Origin of the sequence: Butyrivibrio sp. LB2008, from assembly GCF_000621565.1 — a bacterium.
Taxonomy (GTDB): domain Bacteria; phylum Bacillota; class Clostridia; order Lachnospirales; family Lachnospiraceae; genus Butyrivibrio.
Window position 1 is genome coordinate 171,690 of sequence record NZ_KK211308.1, and the last position, 21,227, is coordinate 192,916.

The 21,227-nt window shown below is 40.7% G+C and carries 25 protein-coding genes; 5 read left to right on the forward strand and 20 right to left on the reverse strand.

The features are described 5' to 3' along the window. Positions 1–8: 8 nt before the first annotated feature. The 6 genes from T356_RS0117230 to T356_RS0117255 all read right to left on the reverse strand — a co-directional run bounded on the left by T356_RS0117230 (position 9) and on the right by T356_RS0117255 (position 4,736). Complete coding sequence (locus T356_RS0117230; protein ID WP_026515576.1) at positions 9–311, reverse strand: ArsR/SmtB family transcription factor; 303 nt, start codon at positions 309–311, stop codon at positions 9–11. Between the two features lie 214 nt (positions 312–525). Beyond that, positions 526–1,467 carry a Fic family protein gene (locus tag T356_RS0117235; RefSeq protein ID WP_024865252.1) on the reverse strand — a complete coding sequence of 314 codons (942 nt, stop codon included), beginning with the start codon at positions 1,465–1,467 and terminating at the stop codon, positions 526–528. 303 nt (positions 1,468–1,770) lie between these two features. Next, positions 1,771–2,730, reverse strand: a complete 960-nt coding sequence (locus tag T356_RS0117240) for a plasmid recombination protein (protein WP_242846641.1) — start codon at positions 2,728–2,730, stop codon at positions 1,771–1,773. Positions 2,731–3,054: 324 nt separating this feature from the next. Continuing rightward, positions 3,055–3,288, reverse strand: coding sequence for a hypothetical protein (locus tag T356_RS0117245; RefSeq protein WP_026515578.1), 234 nt, complete (start codon positions 3,286–3,288; stop codon positions 3,055–3,057). Between the two features lie 107 nt (positions 3,289–3,395). Next, positions 3,396–4,370 (reverse strand): AAA family ATPase, encoded by a 975-nt coding sequence (locus T356_RS0117250; protein WP_026515579.1) that lies wholly within the window; start codon positions 4,368–4,370, stop codon positions 3,396–3,398. A gap of 129 nt (positions 4,371–4,499) precedes the next feature. Further along, positions 4,500–4,736: a hypothetical protein gene (locus T356_RS0117255; protein ID WP_013280038.1), complete on the reverse strand. Its 237-nt coding sequence runs from the start codon at positions 4,734–4,736 to the stop codon at positions 4,500–4,502. Between the two features lie 159 nt (positions 4,737–4,895). Here T356_RS0117255 and T356_RS19960 point away from each other — a divergent pair, with 159 nt between their 5' ends. Then, entirely contained in the window at positions 4,896–5,423 is a 528-nt protein-coding gene (locus tag T356_RS19960) for a helix-turn-helix domain-containing protein (RefSeq protein ID WP_049973101.1), read from the forward strand. A gap of 54 nt (positions 5,424–5,477) precedes the next feature. Continuing rightward, positions 5,478–6,530 carry a tyrosine-type recombinase/integrase gene (locus T356_RS0117265; protein WP_024865247.1) on the forward strand — a complete coding sequence of 351 codons (1,053 nt, stop codon included), beginning with the start codon at positions 5,478–5,480 and terminating at the stop codon, positions 6,528–6,530. A 156-nt stretch (positions 6,531–6,686) separates the two neighbouring features. On the opposite strand, the gene rpsI is transcribed toward T356_RS0117265, so the two are convergent. The 6 genes from rpsI to T356_RS0117295 form a co-directional block, all read right to left on the reverse strand. Further along, the gene (gene rpsI, locus T356_RS0117270; RefSeq protein ID WP_026515580.1) at positions 6,687–7,085 is read right to left on the reverse strand and encodes a 30S ribosomal protein S9; all 399 of its coding nucleotides are present in this window, start codon (positions 7,083–7,085) and stop codon (positions 6,687–6,689) included. 21 nt (positions 7,086–7,106) lie between these two features. Beyond that, complete coding sequence (gene rplM, locus T356_RS0117275; protein WP_026515581.1) at positions 7,107–7,535, reverse strand: 50S ribosomal protein L13; 429 nt, start codon at positions 7,533–7,535, stop codon at positions 7,107–7,109. A 213-nt stretch (positions 7,536–7,748) separates the two neighbouring features. Further along, a complete protein-coding gene (gene truA / locus T356_RS0117280; RefSeq protein WP_026515582.1) occupies positions 7,749–8,516 on the reverse strand; it encodes a tRNA pseudouridine(38-40) synthase TruA in 768 nt (255 codons plus the stop codon). Positions 8,517–8,530: 14 nt separating this feature from the next. Next, entirely contained in the window at positions 8,531–9,334 is an 804-nt protein-coding gene (locus T356_RS0117285; RefSeq protein WP_026515583.1) for an energy-coupling factor transporter transmembrane component T family protein, read from the reverse strand. A gap of 20 nt (positions 9,335–9,354) precedes the next feature. Next, on the reverse strand, positions 9,355–10,203 hold the full coding sequence (locus T356_RS0117290; protein WP_026515584.1) for an energy-coupling factor transporter ATPase: 849 nt from the start codon (positions 10,201–10,203) through the stop codon (positions 9,355–9,357). A gap of 13 nt (positions 10,204–10,216) precedes the next feature. After that, on the reverse strand, positions 10,217–11,065 hold the full coding sequence (locus T356_RS0117295) for an energy-coupling factor transporter ATPase (protein ID WP_026515585.1): 849 nt from the start codon (positions 11,063–11,065) through the stop codon (positions 10,217–10,219). Positions 11,066–11,145: 80 nt separating this feature from the next. On the opposite strand from T356_RS0117295, the gene T356_RS0117300 reads away from it, so the two are divergent. From T356_RS0117300 to T356_RS0117310, 3 genes are all read left to right on the forward strand, one after another. After that, positions 11,146–12,018 carry a M15 family metallopeptidase gene (locus T356_RS0117300; protein WP_026515586.1) on the forward strand — a complete coding sequence of 291 codons (873 nt, stop codon included), beginning with the start codon at positions 11,146–11,148 and terminating at the stop codon, positions 12,016–12,018. 105 nt (positions 12,019–12,123) lie between these two features. After that, a complete protein-coding gene (locus tag T356_RS0117305; RefSeq protein ID WP_026515587.1) occupies positions 12,124–14,115 on the forward strand; it encodes a methyl-accepting chemotaxis protein in 1,992 nt (663 codons plus the stop codon). 16 nt (positions 14,116–14,131) lie between these two features. After that, positions 14,132–15,124: a substrate-binding domain-containing protein gene (locus T356_RS0117310; protein ID WP_197020939.1), complete on the forward strand. Its 993-nt coding sequence runs from the start codon at positions 14,132–14,134 to the stop codon at positions 15,122–15,124. Positions 15,125–15,235: 111 nt separating this feature from the next. Here the strand turns inward: T356_RS0117310 and T356_RS0117315 are convergent, their stop codons facing one another. From T356_RS0117315 to T356_RS0117350, 8 genes are all read right to left on the reverse strand, one after another. Further along, a complete protein-coding gene (locus tag T356_RS0117315) occupies positions 15,236–15,772 on the reverse strand; it encodes a bL17 family ribosomal protein (protein WP_026515589.1) in 537 nt (178 codons plus the stop codon). Between the two features lie 167 nt (positions 15,773–15,939). Further along, positions 15,940–16,899, reverse strand: a complete 960-nt coding sequence (locus T356_RS0117320) for a DNA-directed RNA polymerase subunit alpha (RefSeq protein WP_026515590.1) — start codon at positions 16,897–16,899, stop codon at positions 15,940–15,942. 51 nt (positions 16,900–16,950) lie between these two features. Continuing rightward, positions 16,951–17,544, reverse strand: a complete 594-nt coding sequence (gene rpsD, locus T356_RS0117325; RefSeq protein WP_026515591.1) for a 30S ribosomal protein S4 — start codon at positions 17,542–17,544, stop codon at positions 16,951–16,953. Between the two features lie 203 nt (positions 17,545–17,747). Then, on the reverse strand, positions 17,748–18,155 hold the full coding sequence (gene rpsK, locus T356_RS0117330; protein WP_026515592.1) for a 30S ribosomal protein S11: 408 nt from the start codon (positions 18,153–18,155) through the stop codon (positions 17,748–17,750). An 84-nt stretch (positions 18,156–18,239) separates the two neighbouring features. Continuing rightward, positions 18,240–18,608 (reverse strand): 30S ribosomal protein S13, encoded by a 369-nt coding sequence (gene rpsM / locus T356_RS0117335; protein WP_026515593.1) that lies wholly within the window; start codon positions 18,606–18,608, stop codon positions 18,240–18,242. A gap of 137 nt (positions 18,609–18,745) precedes the next feature. Continuing rightward, positions 18,746–18,859: a 50S ribosomal protein L36 gene (rpmJ, locus tag T356_RS0117340; RefSeq protein ID WP_013280022.1), complete on the reverse strand. Its 114-nt coding sequence runs from the start codon at positions 18,857–18,859 to the stop codon at positions 18,746–18,748. 217 nt (positions 18,860–19,076) lie between these two features. Continuing rightward, complete coding sequence (locus T356_RS0117345; protein WP_026515594.1) at positions 19,077–19,643, reverse strand: zinc ribbon domain-containing protein; 567 nt, start codon at positions 19,641–19,643, stop codon at positions 19,077–19,079. A 121-nt stretch (positions 19,644–19,764) separates the two neighbouring features. Then, on the reverse strand, positions 19,765–21,150 hold the full coding sequence (locus tag T356_RS0117350) for a uracil-xanthine permease family protein (RefSeq protein ID WP_026515595.1): 1,386 nt from the start codon (positions 21,148–21,150) through the stop codon (positions 19,765–19,767). Positions 21,151–21,227 lie beyond the last annotated feature (77 nt).

The following is a 21,227-nucleotide window of genomic DNA, read 5'->3' on the forward strand; positions in this document are numbered from 1 at the left end:
GTTCCACATTACGGTTCTCCCTTACAGCACTTGCCGGTGGTTTCATTACAGAGAGTTTTTATAAAACCACAGAATTCCTTCATGATGTCCGTGTTTATTGAATAGTAGTGCCACTTACCTTCTTTCCTGTCTTTAACCAAGCCCGAATCCACAAGTATCTTCATGTGATGAGAGAGAGTCGGCTGTGTAATATCAAACTTTTCAAGAAGCTTACATCCGCATTTCTCCTGATCAGAAAGCATCTTAACTATTTCCATTCTGTTGGGATCTCCAAGAGCCTTACATATCAGCACTTCGTCTAATTTGGTCATAATCTTCTCCTTATATAGATGTTTATCTATGTGTTGATAAAGCATATACATAGATATTCGTCAATGTATTATTTCAAAAAGGAGACAGAGCTTTTAAAACTCTGTCTCCTCCGTGGCAATTTATCTTCGGATATAAACGATAACATTTCTTCCACAATTCATATTTTTTCATAGTTATGGAAATTTTGTTAATATAAAATAACAGAATTTATTTTTAGTCCATCCGTTTCCAGCATTTTTCTTTAAGAAAAGTAGCTATCACATTGATGTCTTCACCTTCATAGTATGCAACCAATAATTTCTTGAACTCCGGCACATCTTTCTCTGGTATGACAAGAAGTCCTTGCCCATGGGATATAAGATAATGATTAGCAAATATTACTGAAGCTCTTTTGTTACCGTCAACGAAGACCTGCGTTTTCATGCAATACATGCATAATTCTATAGCTTTATCTATATCCACCTTATCAGATGATCTTATTTCGTTTATGTTCTCTATAACCATTGACTCTATAGGAATAGGCGGTACATAACTGGTTCCGCCTATGGTTACAGGCACACTCCGTATCTTTCCCCCATAAGAGAAAAATCCTTCATTAACAAGCTTTGCTACATGGCAAAGTAAATGATAATCAGTTTCAGCCTGTATAACATCCTGGTCAAGAATAAACTCCCAAGAATGCTTAAGATTCAGGATTTTTTGCACATCATCTGCTGTCATGCCATTGACGATACCTTTTTCCAATATTTCCTCTGTCTGTGGAAAGGTCGTTGCTACTCCCTCCAACACAGCCTGATCATAGATATTTGATTTCATATTGGCTCTGGCGAAATCCAAATTCATAACAACATCTGCAGATAGTTCAGTAGGGCTATATCCAACTTCTGCAAGCTGCTTATCTATTTTTCGAATACTCTTTTTTAATTCTCTGGCTTCTCTAGCGTTCCTAAGAAGCAACTGATACAGATTATCTGAATAAACATCAACATATGTTGATGTAAGTTTTCCATTTACTCTTTTTCTTATATACAAGTATTTGCCACTGGAGTTTTCCTTCACTTCCGGTGAGCCGTCATAAGGTATGAGATTTAGACGGGCCTGAAGGTCAGCTTTATCCTGCAATAGGCTCTTAATTGTTTCCAACTTATTATCCATCGATTTCTCCTTTTAGGGAACCTTTCTAATAGAAATATATCAAAAAGTTCCCTATAGTTCAAATAAAAAATAGGGAACTTTTTTCGATAATCAGCAAGGAAAGTTCCCTAAAATGTCTCGAAAAGAATTATTACCTCCGACTTAACATCGTCTATAATACTGAAAGTTAATCTATTCAGAAATACTTAAATTTTTTCTTTGTAGCAACTGTTTATAATTATACCTATATCTACCATCCTGTTCAATATTATGTGCATAAAACAAGGGCGTTTTCACGCCCCTGCCTATTGCACTATCAGTTATTCATCTCTCAGGTCTTAGATTATTCCTATTAAGATTTGGACTTTGCTGCTCCTTCCTCTGATCAACTATCGTCTGGCTTTCTCTTAGCTTTTGCAAAATGCTTGTTTTAGCCTTTTCAGCTACCTCAGGCTTCTTGGTCTTATCCCACCATTCCTTGAATGTTCTGAAGGCTTTCGAGACTAGTTTTCCCAGTGTGGTCTTAGGATTTTCGAGTGTTGCGTATCTCATGAATTCCTTTTTCATTTCTGTATTTACCACTGAGTCCACATATTGGTTAACTGTGCTTTCAATGTCCTCCTTCATTTCTTTAGCCGTTCCGTCCAGAGCTTCAATCTGTGTCTCCTTCTCCTGGCACTTATCTTCCAGCTTTTCATATTCTTGCTGCTTTAGCCTTAAGTAGAATTCTTTTGAGAAGTCACTATTCCTGCCTTTTTCTTTTGGCTTAAGTGTTTCATCTCCAAAGATCTCCGGATGGTCCTTCATCTGCTGTTCTACAAAATCGTGCATCTGATTCTGTATCGTTTCTAATCTTTTCTGGTCGAATACTTTTGTTTTTGCCACCTGTTTGCTTAGTCCTCGTTTGTATCCTGTTGCTACCGGAACTCCTACTACGTGCATATGAGGTGAATCCTCATCCAAGTGTGTTACTGCTGAAGCGATTTTGAATTCCGGAACTATCTCTTTTACATATTCAAGCTGTTCCCTCAAGAGTGGCTTCATTGCATTCCACTGTTCTCTCGTCTTATCCGCCCAGAATTCCTTATCCCCTACTTGGAGAATTACCTCCGTAGCCACATCATTCTTTTTACTTTCGGATACATACTCCAGATAGTCATGAATCTGTCTGTCACTTCTTTTACCTTTGTTGTATTCCGAAAGTGCCTCAGAAAATTCCCTTTCATAAATCTCTTTTACATCATCGAGAATATTTACTTCACTCCCGACTTCCACTTCGATCATTTCTTCGTTATACTCTTCGCTTTGAAATAATCGAAGATTGTGTTTGCTCACCGAAACCACATCTCGTGTTTTAGTGAGCGAATGCTTTTTACATGAAATGTGAAATGTCACTGTTATCATAAACTAAATCCTTTCGTATTTTTTTGCCGCCGGCAGGCCCCTCGGAGAGCCCCCGGATAATGATGTGTAATGTCATTATCCATAGGGGGTTACCCATAACGTCACGTTATGGGGAAGCTCGCTCCGCTCGCCTGCCAAACCATTCATTCCTTGGCTGATTATTACCGGAGCGTGTCACGCTCCCGTTTAATCCATCAAGGGAAATCACCATCTAAAATCCTTGTGCATTCCCACCATGTCGAGGTAGTCCTGACGAGCTTTTTCTTTCTCCGCTTCTGTGGGTGCTGTTTTGAACTTTGAATAGATTTCGTGCCTTGCTAATTTTTCCATCTTGTCCTCAAGTTCTTTTTTGATCAGATCAGTATCTTCGTCGAACTCAAAGACCAGTAATCGTATCAGCCTTATAAATAATTCCTGTGATATCTGTACGTTTTTCATTCGTCCCTTTCTTCTAGTCCGCAACAATGCAGTGTCTTTATCTTTTTACAACCTTGCAATCTTAAGAGTGTAACTTCAGATACCTTACATTGTTGCGGTCTTGATTATCATTCGTTCTCTTTCAATATCCAGTACCAGGTATTGTTGATTCTCCTGGCTTTTATCCCAAGTTCATTTTTTGCTATCTCCAGAGTTCTTTTTGATATATCCTCTTCTTTAGCCAGTTCTACTGCCTCGTTACTTGGGATCATATTATGGTCTTCAGCCAATTCTCTCAGAAGAGCTATCGCCTTTTCCTGCTTATTCGCTTTCGGTGCAATTCCTCCGAGAACTTCGTCTGCGGTTATTTCATAATCTCCAATCCACTCGAATCCCTTTTCTGATAATCTGAAGGCCTTTGAATGTCCAAATGCTGCTAAGTTGTTCTTTATTTGGACTATTGCCCTTAGTTCCGGTTCTCCTTCTATCCTTCCTACCAGCAGGACACTTCTTGCTACTGCGTAGAAGTCAATTGATTCCATCCCTCTATAGGCTGCCTTGTTTCCGGAAGCCTTGTTCATGTGTCCGATTAGGATGATTGCACATTTGTACTTCTCCGCCAGAGCTCCCAGCTTCTTAGTCATATCTCTTGCTTCGTTAGCTCTATTCATATCCATTCCGCCTCCGAGATATGCCTGTAGTGGATCCAGAATCAAGAGTTTTGCTCCAGTCCTTATGATTGCCTGTTCAACTCTCTCATCTACCATTGATAGCGATTTATCACTCTCATCTATCACATGGATTTTGGAGCAGTCAGCCCCGGCACCTTCAAGTCTTGGCTTTACCGTATCAGCCAGTCCGTCTTCTGCTGTCTGATATATGATGTTTATTGGTTCCTCACTCTGCAGACCTGTATCTAACGAAATACCTTTTGATAACTTCGCTGCTGCATTTAGTACAAAAGTTGTTTTTCCATCACCGGGATCTCCCTGAATGATGGTAAGCTTTCCATATGGTATAAACGGATACCATAGCCAGGAAACTTCCTCAGCTTCTACATCTGACATCTGGATAAGCTTTAATTCTGGTTTGCTTGTTTCCATTTAGATTCCTCCAATCTTACTTTTTTGTTGAACTTGGCCGGAACCCTTGCTATACTTTATTTAATCGAATTTACAAAAGCTCCGGCTTTTCATTTACTCTCTTGTTACCAGCAAGAGAGTTTTTTCTTTTTAGACTGCTTCTGGACTAAAGTATCCAATCTCTTCCCACACCTTTCTGTCTGGACAATAGTAGTTGTATTCACTGGAATTCTCTTTCTTCATGGCATATCCGAATTTGAATATCCCCTGCTGGATTCCAATTCTTACAAACTGTGCATCCTTGTGCATTGCCTCGGCAACCTCAGTTATAGGAACATTTCTACCGGTAAATCTTGGTAGTTCTACATATAACTTTTTGTCTTCCATACTTTTCACCTCCCTTCTTTCAAAATACGAATTATCAGTTCGTATTTTGATGATACGTCTTAGTAATTCATTTGTCAACACAAAATATGTATTTATAATTCGTATTACGTTCTTGCAATTCGTATTACTACATGTTACAATTCACACAAGGAGGTCAGTATGATGAATAATAGATCTGATATTGGAAATAGAATTAAGCAGGCCCGCAAAGCTCAGCACCTCAGTCAGACTGAACTGGCTAACAGGCTAGGCAAAACTATGCGTACCGTACAGAAATATGAAAGCGGTGAAATAGAACCTTCAATAGGTATACTGAATGAGATCGCAAATATTCTTAATATCTCCCCAGCAGAACTAATTGGATATCAGAAGAAGAACATCACTTTAGATACTCTCTCAGATGTCCTCTATGTTCTAAACGAATTAAATAAAAAAGCAGGTCTTCACTTCAATATAGACGTAAATCGCCCACCAAAAACTGAAGAGTGGAGCTGTAGCCTTAAATTCATGGGAAACGATGAGATAGCAGAAAACAACGCAGATCTCTGCCTTTTTCTGGAAAGATACGCAGATGAACGAGAAAGCCTTGAACAAGGCCTATCAAATGAAGATAGATTTAATCACTGGTTTGAAACAGAACTTGCATACTACGCAAATGTAGCATTGCCCGATAAGAAAGGTGATTAAGGGACTATCCCCTTTTTCATAAATTACCTGAGCATCAAAGGAGGTCGATAATACTTGAAATTACCAAACGGATATGGAAGTGTTATGAAAATGTCCGGGAAACGCAGAAAGCCCTATATGGTAAGAGTAACCACCGGATGGACCATTGATCCGGAAAAAGGTACCAAAAAGCAGACGTACAATGTCATAGGATATGCTGAAACCAAGCAGGAAGGATTGCAAATGCTATCAGATTATCATCAGAATCCATTTGATACAAAAGCAGCCAAAATGACATTCACAGACGTATATAATGCCTGGTCTGAAGCAAAGTATCCTACCATCTCTAAATCCAATGTGCATGGGTATACAGCCTCATATAACGTATGTGGCACCCTTTACAACAAAACTTTTAGAGATATAAGGCTGGCAGAGCTTCAGAATGTCATTGATACCTGCGGAAAAAATTATCCTACACTCCGTAAGATCAAAGTCCTTTTCAATCAGCTTTACGATTACGCTCTTAAGAACGATATCTGTAACAAGGACTATTCCGAATTTGTAGATATCCTCAAGTATAAGGATAAAAATCCAAACAAGGTTGAGAGAGATATCTTTTCAAAAGCTGAGATTGACAGGTTATGGGAACTCAAGGATGATCCGTTCTACCAGACAGTACTGATGCTGATTTACAACGGCTGTAGAATATCTGAACTACTGGATTTGGAAAAGAAAAATGTTCATCTTGAAGAACAGTATTTCGATGTGATACTAAGTAAGACTGAAAATGGTATCAGAAAGGTTCCTATAGCAGATAAGGTTCTACCATTCTACAAAGCCTGGTATGAATCCTCTGACTGTGAATACCTTCTTCACACAGATGACAACAAAAAATTCACCTACAGGAACTATAAAGACAGCTACTGGACACCACTAATAGAAAACCTTGGTATGGAGCACAATCCTCATGATACTAGGCACACCTGCATATCAATGCTGGCGGAAGCTCATGTGGATCCTACAATGATCAAGAAAATCGTAGGACACTCCGGAGCAATGTCTCTGACAGAGAAAGTGTACACACACCTTGATATCCAGTCTCTGGTAGAAGCAATAAATAAAATCTAAGACTTGATAATTTTGCTGTCTACCTGCTGTTTACTCGCTGTTTACGGTACAAAATTTTCTGCGTTTCACCACAACTGAATACAATTATAGATAAAAGAAAAACCCCAGAAACACTGAGTCTCTGAGGTTTGTAAATTCTTTTTAAATCTCGAAATATTATCTCTTTGAGAACTGAGGAGCACGACGAGCTTTCTTCAAACCGTACTTCTTTCTTTCCTTCATACGAGGGTCTCTTGTGAGGTATCCGGCCTTCTTAAGTACAGGTCTGTACTCATCTGAGTCAGCCTGAAGAAGTGCTCTTGCGATACCGTGTCTGATAGCACCAGCCTGACCTGTTGTGCCGCCACCTCTAACTGTTACTACAACATCGAACTTCTCAGATGTCTCTGTAGCTACAAGGGGCTGTCTAACGATAACCTTGAGTGTCTCAAGTCCGAAATACTCATCGATAGGTCTCTTGTTGATTGTAATATTTCCATTTCCGGATACAAGGTATACTCTAGCGATTGATTTCTTTCTTCTACCTGTTCCGTAATAATTAGATGACTTTGCCATTTTTACTATTCTCCTCTCCGATTAAAATGTTAATACTTCAGGCTTCTGAGCTGCGTGTGGATGCTCTGCACCTGCGTATACATGGAGCTTTGTGTACATTTCTCTACCAAGAGAGCCCTTAGGAAGCATTCCCTTAACGGCATGCTCGATAACTCTTTCAGGCTTGTCCTGGAGCATCTGACGGAGTGAGAACTCCTTGTGATGTCCAACATACTCTGTGTGATGCCAATACATCTTCTGATCAAGCTTCTTACCAGAAACTTTGATCTTCTCAGCATTGATTACGATTACATAATCGCCTGTATCAATGTTAGGAGTATAGATGGGCTTGTTCTTACCTCTGAGTACGTTTGCTACGTTTGAAGCAAGACGTCCAAGTGTCATATCGGTAGCATCAACTACATACCACTTCTTCTCAACTGTAGTTGCACTAGGCATATAAGTTTTCATTGTATTTCCTCCAGTAAATAATTACTTGATTGGTTACTTATGTGAAAACCCTTCACCTGATTCTCACATTATATATGATGTACATATTGAAGCTTACCGGGACAACAATATGACATTTTCACCTAATTGTGGACATGACGTCACACAGTAAGATATTATATATCGCATTTAGTCTTATTGTCAACTCTATTTCCAACGTTTGAGCGCCAAATATTATACAGTCGGAACACCATCAAGGAACTTATATTTTATAAGGGACAACCCTTCCGGCGGTGCTGTCGGACCGGCTGCCTTCCTGTCCTTACTCTCAAGCATATTCCTGACTTCCGAAGGCTCTTTTTTCCCGCGCCCAACAAGTATGAGCGTGCCCGCGATTATGCGGACCATATTATATAGGAAACCATTGCCTGTAACGCTGATTATCACTTCATCGCCGTGTCTTTTCACCGTTATGTCCTTAATTGTCCTGACATGGCTTAGTGCCTGCGATTCAACATTGCAAAAGCTTGTAAAATCGTGCTCTCCCACAAGGTATTTCGCCGCTTCCTGCATCTTCTCTTCATCCAGGGGTATACTGAAATGATATGTATAAAAACGCCTTACGGGAACAGGCATCTTGGTATTTAAAACCCTGTATTCATAGGTCTTCTCGGTATCACAATGGCGCGGATGAAACTCCGGCGCAACTTCCATAGACTCAACGATGCGCACATCCTCCGGAAGTATATGATTCAGGGCAAAAGAAAACCTGTCTCCCGGAATCGTCGAGCAGGTATCAAAAACAGCGACATTTCCGTAGGCATGAACACCTGCATCCGTCCTGCTTGCGCCTATTACCGCAACTTCCTCTCCGGTAAGACCGTGAATTGCCCTGTTCAGCACGCCCTCAACCGTATTAGGAGTTGAATTCTGAAGCGCCCATCCGCTGTAATTCGTACCATCATATGAAACTGTCAGCATTATTCTGCGCTTTTTTGTCATTTCCCGATTATCTCTCAAAATTTCATTCTTCCAACCACAACACATATTATAAGGAAAAGAACAAGTACAATATATGCCAATCTGTCTCTTTTCTTATAAATAAGCGGCTTCATCTTGGTTCTGCCCTCGCCGCCGCGATAGCACCTTGCTTCCATAGCCATTGCAAGGTCCATTGCTCTTCTGAACGCCGATATGAAAAGAGGTACCAGTAAAGGAACCATATTTTTTGCCCTGGTTATAACCGATCCCGTTTCAAAATCCGCGCATCTTGCCATCTGAGCCTTCATAATCTTATCTGTCTCTTCGAGCAAAATAGGAATAAATCTAAGCGCGATAGACATCATCATGGAAATCTCGTGTACCGGAACATGAATAACTTTAAGAGGCTTAAGCAAGCTCTCAAGTCCGTCTGTCAGGTTGTTTGGAGTTGTCGTAAGTGTCATAAGTGATGAACCCGTTATCAGGAACACCAGTCTTATCGCCATCTTTACGGCAAGTTTAAGCCCTTCGTCTGTAATCTTTATCTTCCACACAGTAAGAAGCGGTTCTCCCGGAGTCAGAAAAAGGTTAAATACCACCGATATCATCAGCAGTAAAAAGATTGACTTCATTCCCCTGAAAATAAACTTAACCGGCACATTCGACAGCTTGATGTTCATGGCAAGAAAAAGTCCCGCAATGACATATCCCAATGCGTTATTTACCATGAAAATAGCAATAAGAAATACAAACGTGCCGACTATCTTAACCCTCGGGTCCAGCTTGTGTATTATGGATTCAGTTCTGTAATATTGTCCTAATGTAATATCTCTAAGCATCTTTTTGCCTTACATATCTTTTATTTTGAAAAAGCTCTCAATATCTCGTTTTTGGCCTCGTCAAGCGTTGTGACATCTATGTCAACATCAAATCCCGACGCCTTAAGTTCCTGCATAACATACGTGACCTGAGGAGCTGCAAGCCCAATGGCCTCAAGTTCCTGTCTGTGTCTGAAAACTTCCTTGGGCACATCATCGAATGCGACCTTTCCCTTGTTCATAACTATTATCCTGTCCACATAATCCGCAACATCGTCCATGCTGTGGCTTACAAGTATGATAGTTATGCCTACTTCGTCATGAAGTTTTTTTACAAGATTAAGGATATCCTCTCTTCCCTTGGGATCAAGTCCCGCTGTCGGCTCATCGAGAATCAAAATCTCAGGCTTCATTGCAAGAACACCTGCAATTGCGACTCTTCTCTTTTGTCCGCCCGAAAGGTCAAACGGTGACTGGTAAAAATAGTCATCGTCAAAACCAACCTGTTTAAGCGCCTCATAAGCTCTAAGTTCCACTTCTTTCTGGGAAAGACCTAGGTTCTTTGGTCCAAAACAAACATCCTTAAAGCAATCCGTCTCAAAGAGCTGGTGCTCGGGATACTGGAAAACAAGTCCCACCTTAGCTCTGAGCGCTTTCCTGTCAAACTCGGGATCGCTGATATCTTTTCCGTCAAAATATACCGTACCGCTTGTAGGCTTGACAAGACCGTTCATATGCTGGATAAGCGTTGATTTACCTGAACCCGTGTGTCCTATAAGCCCGATAAATTCACCCGCGTCAATCTTTATATTCACGTCCGTCAGCGCGGCATGCGCCATTGCAGTATCTTCATCATATATATAGTTTACATGGTCGAGAATTATAGACATTTCCTTCTCCGTATCATCTCTTTAATTTCTTAAGTTCCTCGACGAACTCCTCTTTTGTGAGAATCCCGTCAGGAAGCGGAAGACCGCTCTTTTTAAGTTCATGTGCCAAAAGAGTCACCTGAGGAACGCCGAGTCTTAGCTCTTTGAGCTTATCAACCTGAGAAAAAATCTCTTTAGGCGTGCCCTGCATCTCAACATGCCCTTTATCCATGACAAACACCTTATCGGCGTAGATAACTTCTTCCATATAATGCGTTATGAGGATGACAGTTATTCCTTCAACGCTGTTAAGCGCCCTTGCGGCTCTTATGACATCTTTTCGTCCGTTGGGATCAAGCATCGCAGTAGGTTCATCCATGATTATGCACTTAGGATGCATAGCGATGACTCCTGCAATAGAAACTCTCTGCTTCTGGCCTCCGGAAAGATGATTGGGTGATGATTTTCTAAATTCAAGCATATTGACTGCTCTAAGACTCTCGTCAACACGCTCCCAGATTTCTTCCGTTGGAACTCCCATATTCTCAGGACCAAAACCGACATCCTCTTCAACAACCTGCCCGATTATCTGATTATCGGGATTTTGGAAGATCATTCCGGCTTCCTGTCTGATATCCCACAATTTATTACTGTCACGAGTGTTCATGCCATCTACGACCACTTCACCCTCTGTCGGATATAACAAAGCGTTGAAATGCTTGGCAAGAGTCGATTTTCCCGAACCGTTATGCCCCAGGATTGCAATGAACTGTCCCGGCTTGACATCAATGTTGACATCATCGACAGCTCTTGTAATACCCTCGACATTTCCCTCGTCATCTCTTCTTATGTATTCAAATACAAGTTTATCTGTACGTATCATCTCTTTTTACCTACCATTCGAAATATTATAGCATAAATGTGGTACTATTTATTTATAAAATTAAACTCGGAGATTTACAAATGAACAGAAAATATGCAAAAGAGCTACTTCTTCTTTTAGGAATAATTCTATTCTGCGCCATTATGGCAAGGCACCTCGCCGGACACGAAACCCTCGAAGATTACGCCAAGTTACATCCGTCAGAAATACCCACAGAAAATGCTTCATCATATGCAACAAGCACCGGATCTACAGTTGACAATGCTCAAATGAGTGCATCATCATCTTCGACCGGACAAGTCAATTCAAGTGTCACAAATTCAACCGAAACTCCTTTTGACATTGACGTATATGACACAAGAGTCACATACTCTGAAGGCTTCTACTATGAGGAAATTCCGGATTCAATTGTATCCAAGATAACAGACGTATCATATCCAAAAGACTGTCCTTTTTCACTTGATGAACTAAGATATTGTTCTGTTCTCTATGTCGATTTTGACGGTGAAGAGCAATCAGGTGAACTGATATGCAATAAAGCAATTGCCGATGACATTATGGAGATTTTTTACGAGCTCTACGACAATGACTACCAAATAGAAAGTATAAAGCTTATCGATGAATTTGACGCCGACGATGAGGCTTCTATGGAAGCGAACAACACTTCCTGCTTCAATTACCGTCCTATCGGGAACGGAAAAAAACTTTCCAAGCACTCCCAGGGACTGGCTATTGATATAAATCCGCTTTATAATCCGCAAATTAAATACAAAAACGGCGCGACCGTAATAGCACCTTCAGGCGGCGAAAAATACGCAGACAGAAACGCTGATTTTCCTTATAAAATTGATAAAGACGATCTTGCATATAAGCTTTTTAAAGAACACGGTTTCTCTTGGGGCGGCAATTGGAATTCCTCCAAGGATTACCAGCACTTTGAAAAAAAGAAATAATGACACAATTTAATGTTTTTTATATTATTTCGCACACAAAATCGTAGAATATAGTAAAATATTGTATATAATCTGTTTTTATATAATTTTAAGGAGATTTTTCTAATGGAAAAAGTAAATGGAAAGAGACATGCAAAGATCAAAAACAAGCTTCTTTTGTTCTTAGTCCCTGCCGTAGTTGCCACCATTCTTATTTTGGTGCTCATTTCAGGGTATCTGTCCAGCAGAAGCATGACCCAAATGGCAACATCAGCACTAAATTCTTCTATTTCCAATCAGGCAGACAATATCGAAGCCTGGCTCAATTACAATCTTCAAAATTTTTCCACAGTAAAACAGCTTGTTGAAAAAGATAAGCCATCGGATTCCGAATTATCCGCAATAATGGACGCATATTATGGTTTCAATCCGTATTGCAAAAACGGACCATATGTCGCAACCAAGGCCGGAAAAGTTTTTAAAGCTTCAGAATCAACCAAAAACACGGATAATGTCACAGAACAAGAATGGTTCAAGCAAGGCATGACACGTGTAAACATGGTGTATGGCAGTACCTACAAGGATGTTGACGGAACTAATGTAATAAGCGCTTCAGGTATAATCAACGACGGTTCCGGAGAACTCAAGATCATGGCTGCCGATCTTTCTCTTGACCAGATCAGTATCATTGTAAATTCAAAAGTAAAGATGGATCAGGCTGCATCGTTCCTTGTTGACATCACTGACAAAACTATCCTTGCACACCGTGATAAAAACAGGGTTTCTACCAAGCTTGACACAAGTGACAGCGACAACCTCATGTCCGCTATAGCCAAAAAGGTTAATGAAAGAAATTACTCAACAGTCACACTTGCAAATAATGTAGTTGCATTTAAGCCAATAGCCGGAACAGACTGGGTTCTTATTTCGTATGTCCATAACAGCACTATCATGAAAGACGTAACAAAGCTTGTTACTACGCTTGCCTTGATAGGCGTTATCGCAATCGTACTTATTGTTTTACTTATCAATCTCATGGTTACCAAGGTTATTGCACCTCTTGGCGGAATCACCAAGAACATTACAGATATGTCAGCAGGTGACTTCACTATTGATGTCAGACATGAAGGCAATGATGAGATCGGTCTCATGAGCGATAAGGTGAGCGAATTCGTTTATTCAATGAGAAATATGCTCTCGGTTATCAATGATGAGTCCAAGAAGCTTAAAGAGCAGTCTGACAACTCTGACACCGTATCAAAGAGCATGTACGAAGCTTCCCAGTCACAGTCTGAAGCAATGAAGAATCTTAATTCAACTGTGGATCAGCTCGCTGTTGCAGTTAATGAGATTGCCCAGAGTGCAACTACTCTTGCAATGGTAGTTGCAGATACAAGAGATAATTCAAATCAGGCCAATGAGAGCATGAAAGAAACTGTCGAAATCAGTAAAAAAGGCCGTAATGATATGGAACAGCTTGCTGATGCAATGCAATATATCAAGAGTAGCAACGATGACCTTGTCACTTCCATCAATGAAGTTGGTAAGGCGTCTGAAGAAATCACCAATATTGTCGGTCTTATCAGCGAGATTGCTGAACAGACAAATCTGCTTTCTTTGAACGCTTCTATCGAAGCTGCGCGCGCCGGAGAATCCGGAAAGGGATTTGCTGTTGTTGCTACTGAAATCGGAAAGCTTGCCCAGAACTCAGCTTCCAGCGCAGATAACATTGCCAAGCTGATCAATGATGTCGGAAAAGCAATTGACAGTGTTGTCGCACAGGCTCAGACAAGTGCAAAGAATATTGATACAAACAGCGAGCTTATTCAGACTGCTGTTCAGACATTTGATAGGATCTACCAGAACATTGAAAAGTCCAATGAACTTATCGAACTCATGATCAAAGATGTTGAAAAGGTTGATGATGTTGCCAGCAATGTTGCTGCCATCTCTGAAGAACAGGCTGCAAGTACAGATGAAATCCTCGAGACCAGCCGCAGAATGGTTGAACAGGCTAACAGCATAACCAAGAACAGCCAGGATGTAGCCGACAACTCCCATGAATTGGCTAACACATCAGAAATGCTTACATCCTATGTTCAGAAGTTCAAGATTTGATAAGGAGATACATATTATGAAAAATCGAATTAAACGCTCAATGGCTTTTCTACTTTGCGCTGTTCTATTAACTGTTTCACTCACAGCTTGCGGCAAATCCGGTTCAGGATCGTTTTCAGGCAACGGCGTAAAGATACTTATGGTACTACATGCAGATGATGACGGGTTCCTTAATACTCTTGCCGATGCAATCGTTGCTAAAGCAAAAGAAGTCGGTGCTACAATCGACATTGTTTACAGCCAGAACAGTACAGAAACTCAGATGGAACAGATTGCAGGTGCCGCTTCCGGCGGATACGATGCGATAATCTGCAGATTATGCGATACAAGTACTGCTCTGCAGATGGAAAATGCAGCCGGTAATCTTCCTGTCGTATTTATAAACAACGAGCCTGAAAGCGACTATCTAAAAGGCGATCAGTTTGTCTATGTAGGTTCATACGAGCAGGACGCAGGAGCATTCCAGGCTGAATATATATGGAGCGGTCTCGGAAAGCCTTCAACTTTAAATGTTATTATCCTGATGGGTGAAAAACTTCATGCCGCTGCTCCTAAGAGAACAAATGCCGTTAAATACTATTTCCTTGATAACAAAGTAAATGTAAATTATGTATTTGTTGATAACGGAGATTGGTCCGATTCCGTGGCATATGACAAGCTTAATGTATTTAAGATAACAGGACAGCCGTTTGATTGTATCTTCTGCAATAACGATACTATGGCAATGGGTGCCATTAAATGGATGAAAGATAACGGATATGATACTCACAAATTGCTCGTAGCGGGTATTGATGCCACAACTGAAGGATGTGCCGCTGTAAAGGACGGCGATCTGTATATGACGGTACTTCAGGACACAACCGGTCAGGGTAATGCCGCTGTAGAAAGTGCTGTTGCACTTGCCAAAGGCGGATCCGTAGCATCTGTTTCAGGTGCTTCAGAAGATCACAAATATATTTGGGTTCCATTTGTTCCTGTAACCCCTCAGAACGTCGATCAGTACAATTAAACGATTTACACTGCAGATATTTAATAAAAATCTAAATAAGCGAAGAAAAAAGAGGTTTCAGAGCATATACTCTGAAACCTCTATATTTATGGTTTAAATAATCAAAAGCTATTAAACAAGCTCAAGAACAACCATCATAGCTGCATCACCTTTTCTCTGACCGATCTTGATGATTCTTGTATAACCACCCTTACGATCTGCGTACTTAGGTCCGTACTCATCGAAAAGCTTTGCTACGAGGTCAACTTCCTTTGTGTTCTTCTTTCTTCCCTTGTTCTCCTGAGGAACATCGATAACAGGGTAAAGAGTCTTAAGAAGCTGTCTTCTTGCGTGCATACGTGAAGGAAGATCCTTCTTGATTTCCTTAGTAACAGTTGTGAACTTTGTTACCTTCTTACCGTCAACAACTTCCTTAACTCTCTTTCCGTAAGCATCCTTTTCAGGCATCTTAACTTCAACAGAAACAGTCTCAAAGTTGTCCTTTTCCTTAGCTGCAAGAGTGATCATAGGCTCTACGATCTTCTTGATTTCCTTAGCTCTTGCCTCTGTAGTAACAATCTTTCCGTTGTAAAGAAGTGCTGTTACCTGGTTGCGAAGAAGCGCTCTTCTGGGCTTTGTTGCTTTTCCAAGCTTTCTGTACATTGCCATAATTATTTACATCCTTTCTCATTTGCGGAGTTCCCTCCGCTGTAGGTACATCATAAGATGCTCATCGGGCTTACTCTTACAATGCAGTTTTTAGATCCTATGAGAATCCGCTTCAGTACGCATCGGATTTATCTTCTGCGGACATTCATACTGTATGTTTCGTAATATTACTGCTCGCCATCTGACTTAAGTGAAAGTCCAAGCTCGTCAAGCTTAGCAAGAACCTCCTCAAGTGACTTACGTCCAAGATTACGAACCTTCATCATATCATCAGAAGTCTTGTTTGCAAGCTCCTGAACGGTATTGATGCCTGCTCTCTTGAGGCAGTTGAATGAACGAACTGAAAGTTCAAGCTCATCAATTGACATCTCGAGAACTTTGCCCTTCTCATCGTCTTCCTTCTCGATCATAACTTCTGCTGTCTTAGCATTCTCAGAAAGGTCGATGAATAGGCTTAAATGCTCGCTGAGAACCTTTGCTGCAAGGCTTACAGCCTCGTCGGGAGCAAGTGTTCCGTCTGTGTGAACATCTAATGTAAGCTTATCATAATCAGTTACCTGACCTACACGAGTATTCTCGATAGTTATATTTACTCTCTCTACAGGTGTGTAGATAGAATCGATAGCGATAACTCCGATTGGAAGATCGCCTGTCTTATTCTTATCAGAGCTTACATAACCTCTTCCCTTTGTGATAGTAAGCTCCATATAGAGCTTAGCATCCTTTCCGGAAAGTGTAGCGATAACCTGATCAGGATTCATGATCTCAATATCCTGGTCTACCTGAATATCTGATGCTCTGACAACACCTTCACCGTTAAACTCAATATATGCAGTTTTAGGCTCATTAGTATCAGAGGAATTCTTTATAGAAAGATTCTTGATATTCATAATAATCTCAGTTACATCTTCCTTTACTCCGGGAATAGAACTGAACTCATGCAGTACGCCTTCAATCTTAACCTGACTTACTGCTGCACCAGGTAATGAAGAGAGCATAATCCTACGAAGGGAATTGCCCAGTGTAATACCGTAACCTCTTTCAAGAGGCTCCACTACGAATTTACCATATTTCTTATCATCTGAGATTTCAGCAACTTCAATATTTGGTCTTTCAAAATCAAACACTGATATACCCTCCTTATGTGACTAGTTAACAAGTTTCTATTTAATCTTAGATTACTTAGAATACAACTCGACGATAAGCATCTCATCAACGGGAACGTCGATTACTTCTCTTGAAGGAAGTTCCTTTATTGTACCCTTAAGTCCTTCCTTGTTAACGTCAAGCCACTCAGGAACAAGTCTGCTTGCAGTGATTTCTGAGATATCCTTAAATCTCTGGATGTTCTTTGCTGCCTCTTTAACTTCGATGACATCACCGGCTTTAATGAGGTATGAAGGAACATTGATTACTTTTCCATTTACTGTAATGAACTTGTGAAGAACAACCTGTCTAGCTTCTCTTCTTGTTCTTGCAAAGCCCATTCTGAAGATAACGTTATCAAGTCTTGTCTCAAGAATAGTCATAAGGTTGGAACCTGTCTGACCCTTCATTCTGTCTGCTCTGTCGTAGTAATTTCTGAAAGGCTTCTCAAGGACGCCATAGATGAATTTAGCCTTCTGTTTCTCACGAAGCTGAAGTCCATACTCACTCATCTTCTTACCAGCTCTAGCTGATGTTCTCTTGGACTTTTTGTCATATCCAAGAAATGTAGGATCCAAATCAAGTGATCTGCATCTTTTTAATACGGGAACTCTGTTTACTGCCATTTTAGGCTCCTTTCTTTTTCTCAAACGACATTCTGTCGTTTGATGTTGTTTACAGTGTCATACACCTTCATCCAACGCGTATAAATACATATCTATTTGCACATGTATTCTGCATTGTGAGAACAACGCGACAATACGGTCTGCAATAACATAAAATTTTGTATAAATACAAAATTTTATGCCGCAACGACCAAATTTATCGCTCACACTCTACGACGCTTGGGAGGTCTGCATCCGTTGTGCGGTACAGGTGTTACATCTGTGATAGATGTAACTGTGAGTCCACTTGCAGCAAGAGCTCTGATTGCAGCTTCTCTTCCTGATCCTGGTCCCTTAACGAATACATCAACAGTCTTAAGGCCATGTACAAGCGCAGCCTTTGTTGCTGTCTCTGCAGCTACCTGTGCAGCATAAGGAGTAGATTTCCTTGAACCTTTAAATCCGAGACCGCCGGCACTTGCCCAGCTAAGAGCGTTTCCTGCAGCATCTGTCAAAGTAACGATAGTGTTATTGAAAGATGACTGGATGTGTGCCTGTCCGTGTTCAACGTTTTTCTTGACACGCTTCTTTGCAGCTGACTTTTTAGCTGCATTTGATTTCTGATTTGCCATTTTAAACTAACCTACTTTCTTCCTAATAATTACTGGTTATAATTGTTACATCACTGATCTGCCATGCTCAGACATCAAGAAAAATTATTTCTTCTTGTTAGCGATTGTTCTCTTAGGTCCTTTTCTAGTTCTTGCATTTGTCTTAGTTCTCTGACCACGGCAAGGAAGTCCTCTTCTATGACGCATGCCTCTGAAACATCCGATCTCTGTGAGTCTCTTGATGTTCATAGCAACTTCTCTTCTGAGGTCACCTTCTACATCGTAGTCGTTACCGATAATCTCGGCAATTCTCTTAACTTCTTCATCTGTAAGATCACGAACACGTGTGTCCGGGCTTACTTTTGCTGCTTCGAGGATCTTGTTTGAGCTTGTTCTACCGATTCCGTAGATATATGTCAAACCGATCTCTACTCGCTTATCTCTAGGTAAATCTACACCTGCAATACGAGCCATTTTTTATTCCTCCATAACTTAAAAATAATATTACTTGTTTGATTGGGGCCGATGATCACAGCCCAACCGGACAAAGAATGATCCGATCTTTCCAATACACATTGGTATCAAAAAGTAATCCACCTAAACGGCTCGGATTATCCCTGTCTCTGCTTGTGCTTAGGGTTGTCACAGATAACTCTGATAACGCCCTTTCTCTTAATAACCTTGCACTTTTCGCACATAGGCTTAACAGAAGACCTTACTTTCATTGTTACTCCTTTCCTGCATGGTAAACAGCTAATGCTTAAAGAAGGGCATAATATCCCCTTCTATCTAAAAAGACCATTTGATATCATAACACATAAATAGTCAATACGCAAGCTGTTTTCACAATTTTTCTTTTTATTCTGTAAAAAGAAAAAACATGCCTTTCAATACACCTGAAAGGCATGTCCAGATAATCTCTTATATATTCTCTTTATATGATCAAAGCTTAGTTCCGCAATATGTGCAGAATAACTCATCTCCTACAGGATTACCGCACTTAGGGCATCTGCGTCCCTGATCCTGCACATAAGAGCTTCCCTGTGCTCCCTGATTCTGCATCCCGGGATTCTGCATTTTCGGAGCCTGGTTCTGCATCGGCTGTCCGTACCCCTGATTGGGCTGCTGTGGATAGTAAGGAGCTCCGTTGTTAGGCTTGTTGAAGAAAGCACCATTCAAAGCCAAGAATGCAAATACCATATATGCCGCATTGATCGCGAATTCAAAAAAGTAGTCCATCTTGTCTGTTATTGTATACAGCACGCTGCTGTAGCCATCTGCGAAAAGACGAAGGATCTCAATAAGTGCACGCTCACATCCACTTATCAGAAGCAATATCAAAAGAACTGTTGCAGCTTTTTTTGTTGCAGCTTTAAGATCTTCATCCTCTTCCAAAATAAGAATGAATACAATAAGCGCGATCATCCCCAATGTACTTGCCGCTCCCATTGCATATACAAGTGCCAAAAGCGCTGTTGCGGAAATACCCAACTTTGTTTTCTTGTTCATAAATAAACCTCCATATATAAACGTTAATCTCTACACAATTGGATATTATATCACAATGAAAAAAATAATCATCCAATATTTTTTTCATTATGAAAACACCCATAAACTCTATAATTTTGCTTCAGTCTTCTTCAGCCACACTGTTATTAAAGCTTACTCCTCTGTTGATATCACCGCTGTAATTTTCTCCAAAACTGTAATCGTTTCCGGGAAGGATCGCATTAAGCAAGATTCCAAGTATTGCAGCTATGGCAAGAGATGTAAATGTAATATCCGTTGCACCGACATTAAAGGTAATGCCGTTCTTAAACCCAAGCCCGGATACCAGAATAATTGCCGCAACAATTAGATTTCTCGATCTGGTAAAATCAACCTTGTTCTCAACAACATTTCTGACACCGATAGCAGAGATCATTCCGTACAGAATAAAGCTTATTCCCCCGATTATCGCTGTCGGCATTGTTCCTATAAGATCTGCCATCTTGGGAATGAAGCTCACGATGACAGCGTAAATAGCCGCAATCCTTACGACTCTCGGATCGTATACTTTGGACAGTTCCAGTACTCCTGTATTCTCACCATATGTCGTATTTGCAGGTCCGCCGAACAATCCTGCAAGTGCAGTTGCAAGTCCGTCACCGAAAAGTGTCCTGTGAAGTCCCGGATCTTCAATGAAATTCTTACCTGTCGTCGCAGAAATCGCTGACATATCTCCGACATGCTCCATCATTGTTGCAATGGCAATAGGCGCCATTACAAAGATCGATGTAAGATCAAATTTGGCATGGATAAAAGGCGGTATTCCAATCCACTTTGCCTCGGCGATCGGAGCAAAATTTATTATCGCACTTCCATCCGCATTCGTAATTCCCATTGCCTGCATAACAAGTGCCGCAGCGTATGATATTACAACGCCCATCAAAATAGGAATGATCTTAAACATTCCTTTTCCGAATATATTAAACACTATGACCACTATCAAAGCTATAAGCGCAAGTCCCCAATTGGCCGATGCATTGTCGACAGCCGAAGGCGCAAGTGAAAGACCTATGCAGATTATGATTGGTCCCGTTACCACAGGAGGAAGAAAGTGCATTACTCTCTTTACTCCGACAAGCCTTATCACAACCGCAAGCAAAAGATACATAAGTCCCGCAATGACTATTCCTCCGCAGGCATAGGGAAGTTTATCCGCGTAAGACATATTAGCATACTTACCTGTATTTAAATTTGCAACAGTAGCAAAACCACCAAGGAACGCAAATGATGATCCCAAAAATGCCGGAACCCTGAATTTGGCAAATACGTGAAAAAGAAGTGTTCCGATTCCCGCAAAGAATAAAGTAACCTGAACTGAAAGTCCGTCGCCTCCAAAATAGCCGTTTACCAGGATGGGAACGAGTATCGTTGCCCCAAACATTGCGAACATGTGCTGTAATCCCAAAACAGCCATCTTCGGCTTACCAAGTACCGATGCATCATAAATTGCCTGTTTCTTTTCTCCCATGACTCTCCTCCACAATATGTCTTTTTTCATCTTATAAAAAGAACTCCCTCATAACCGCTTCATACTGAAGCTCCCTG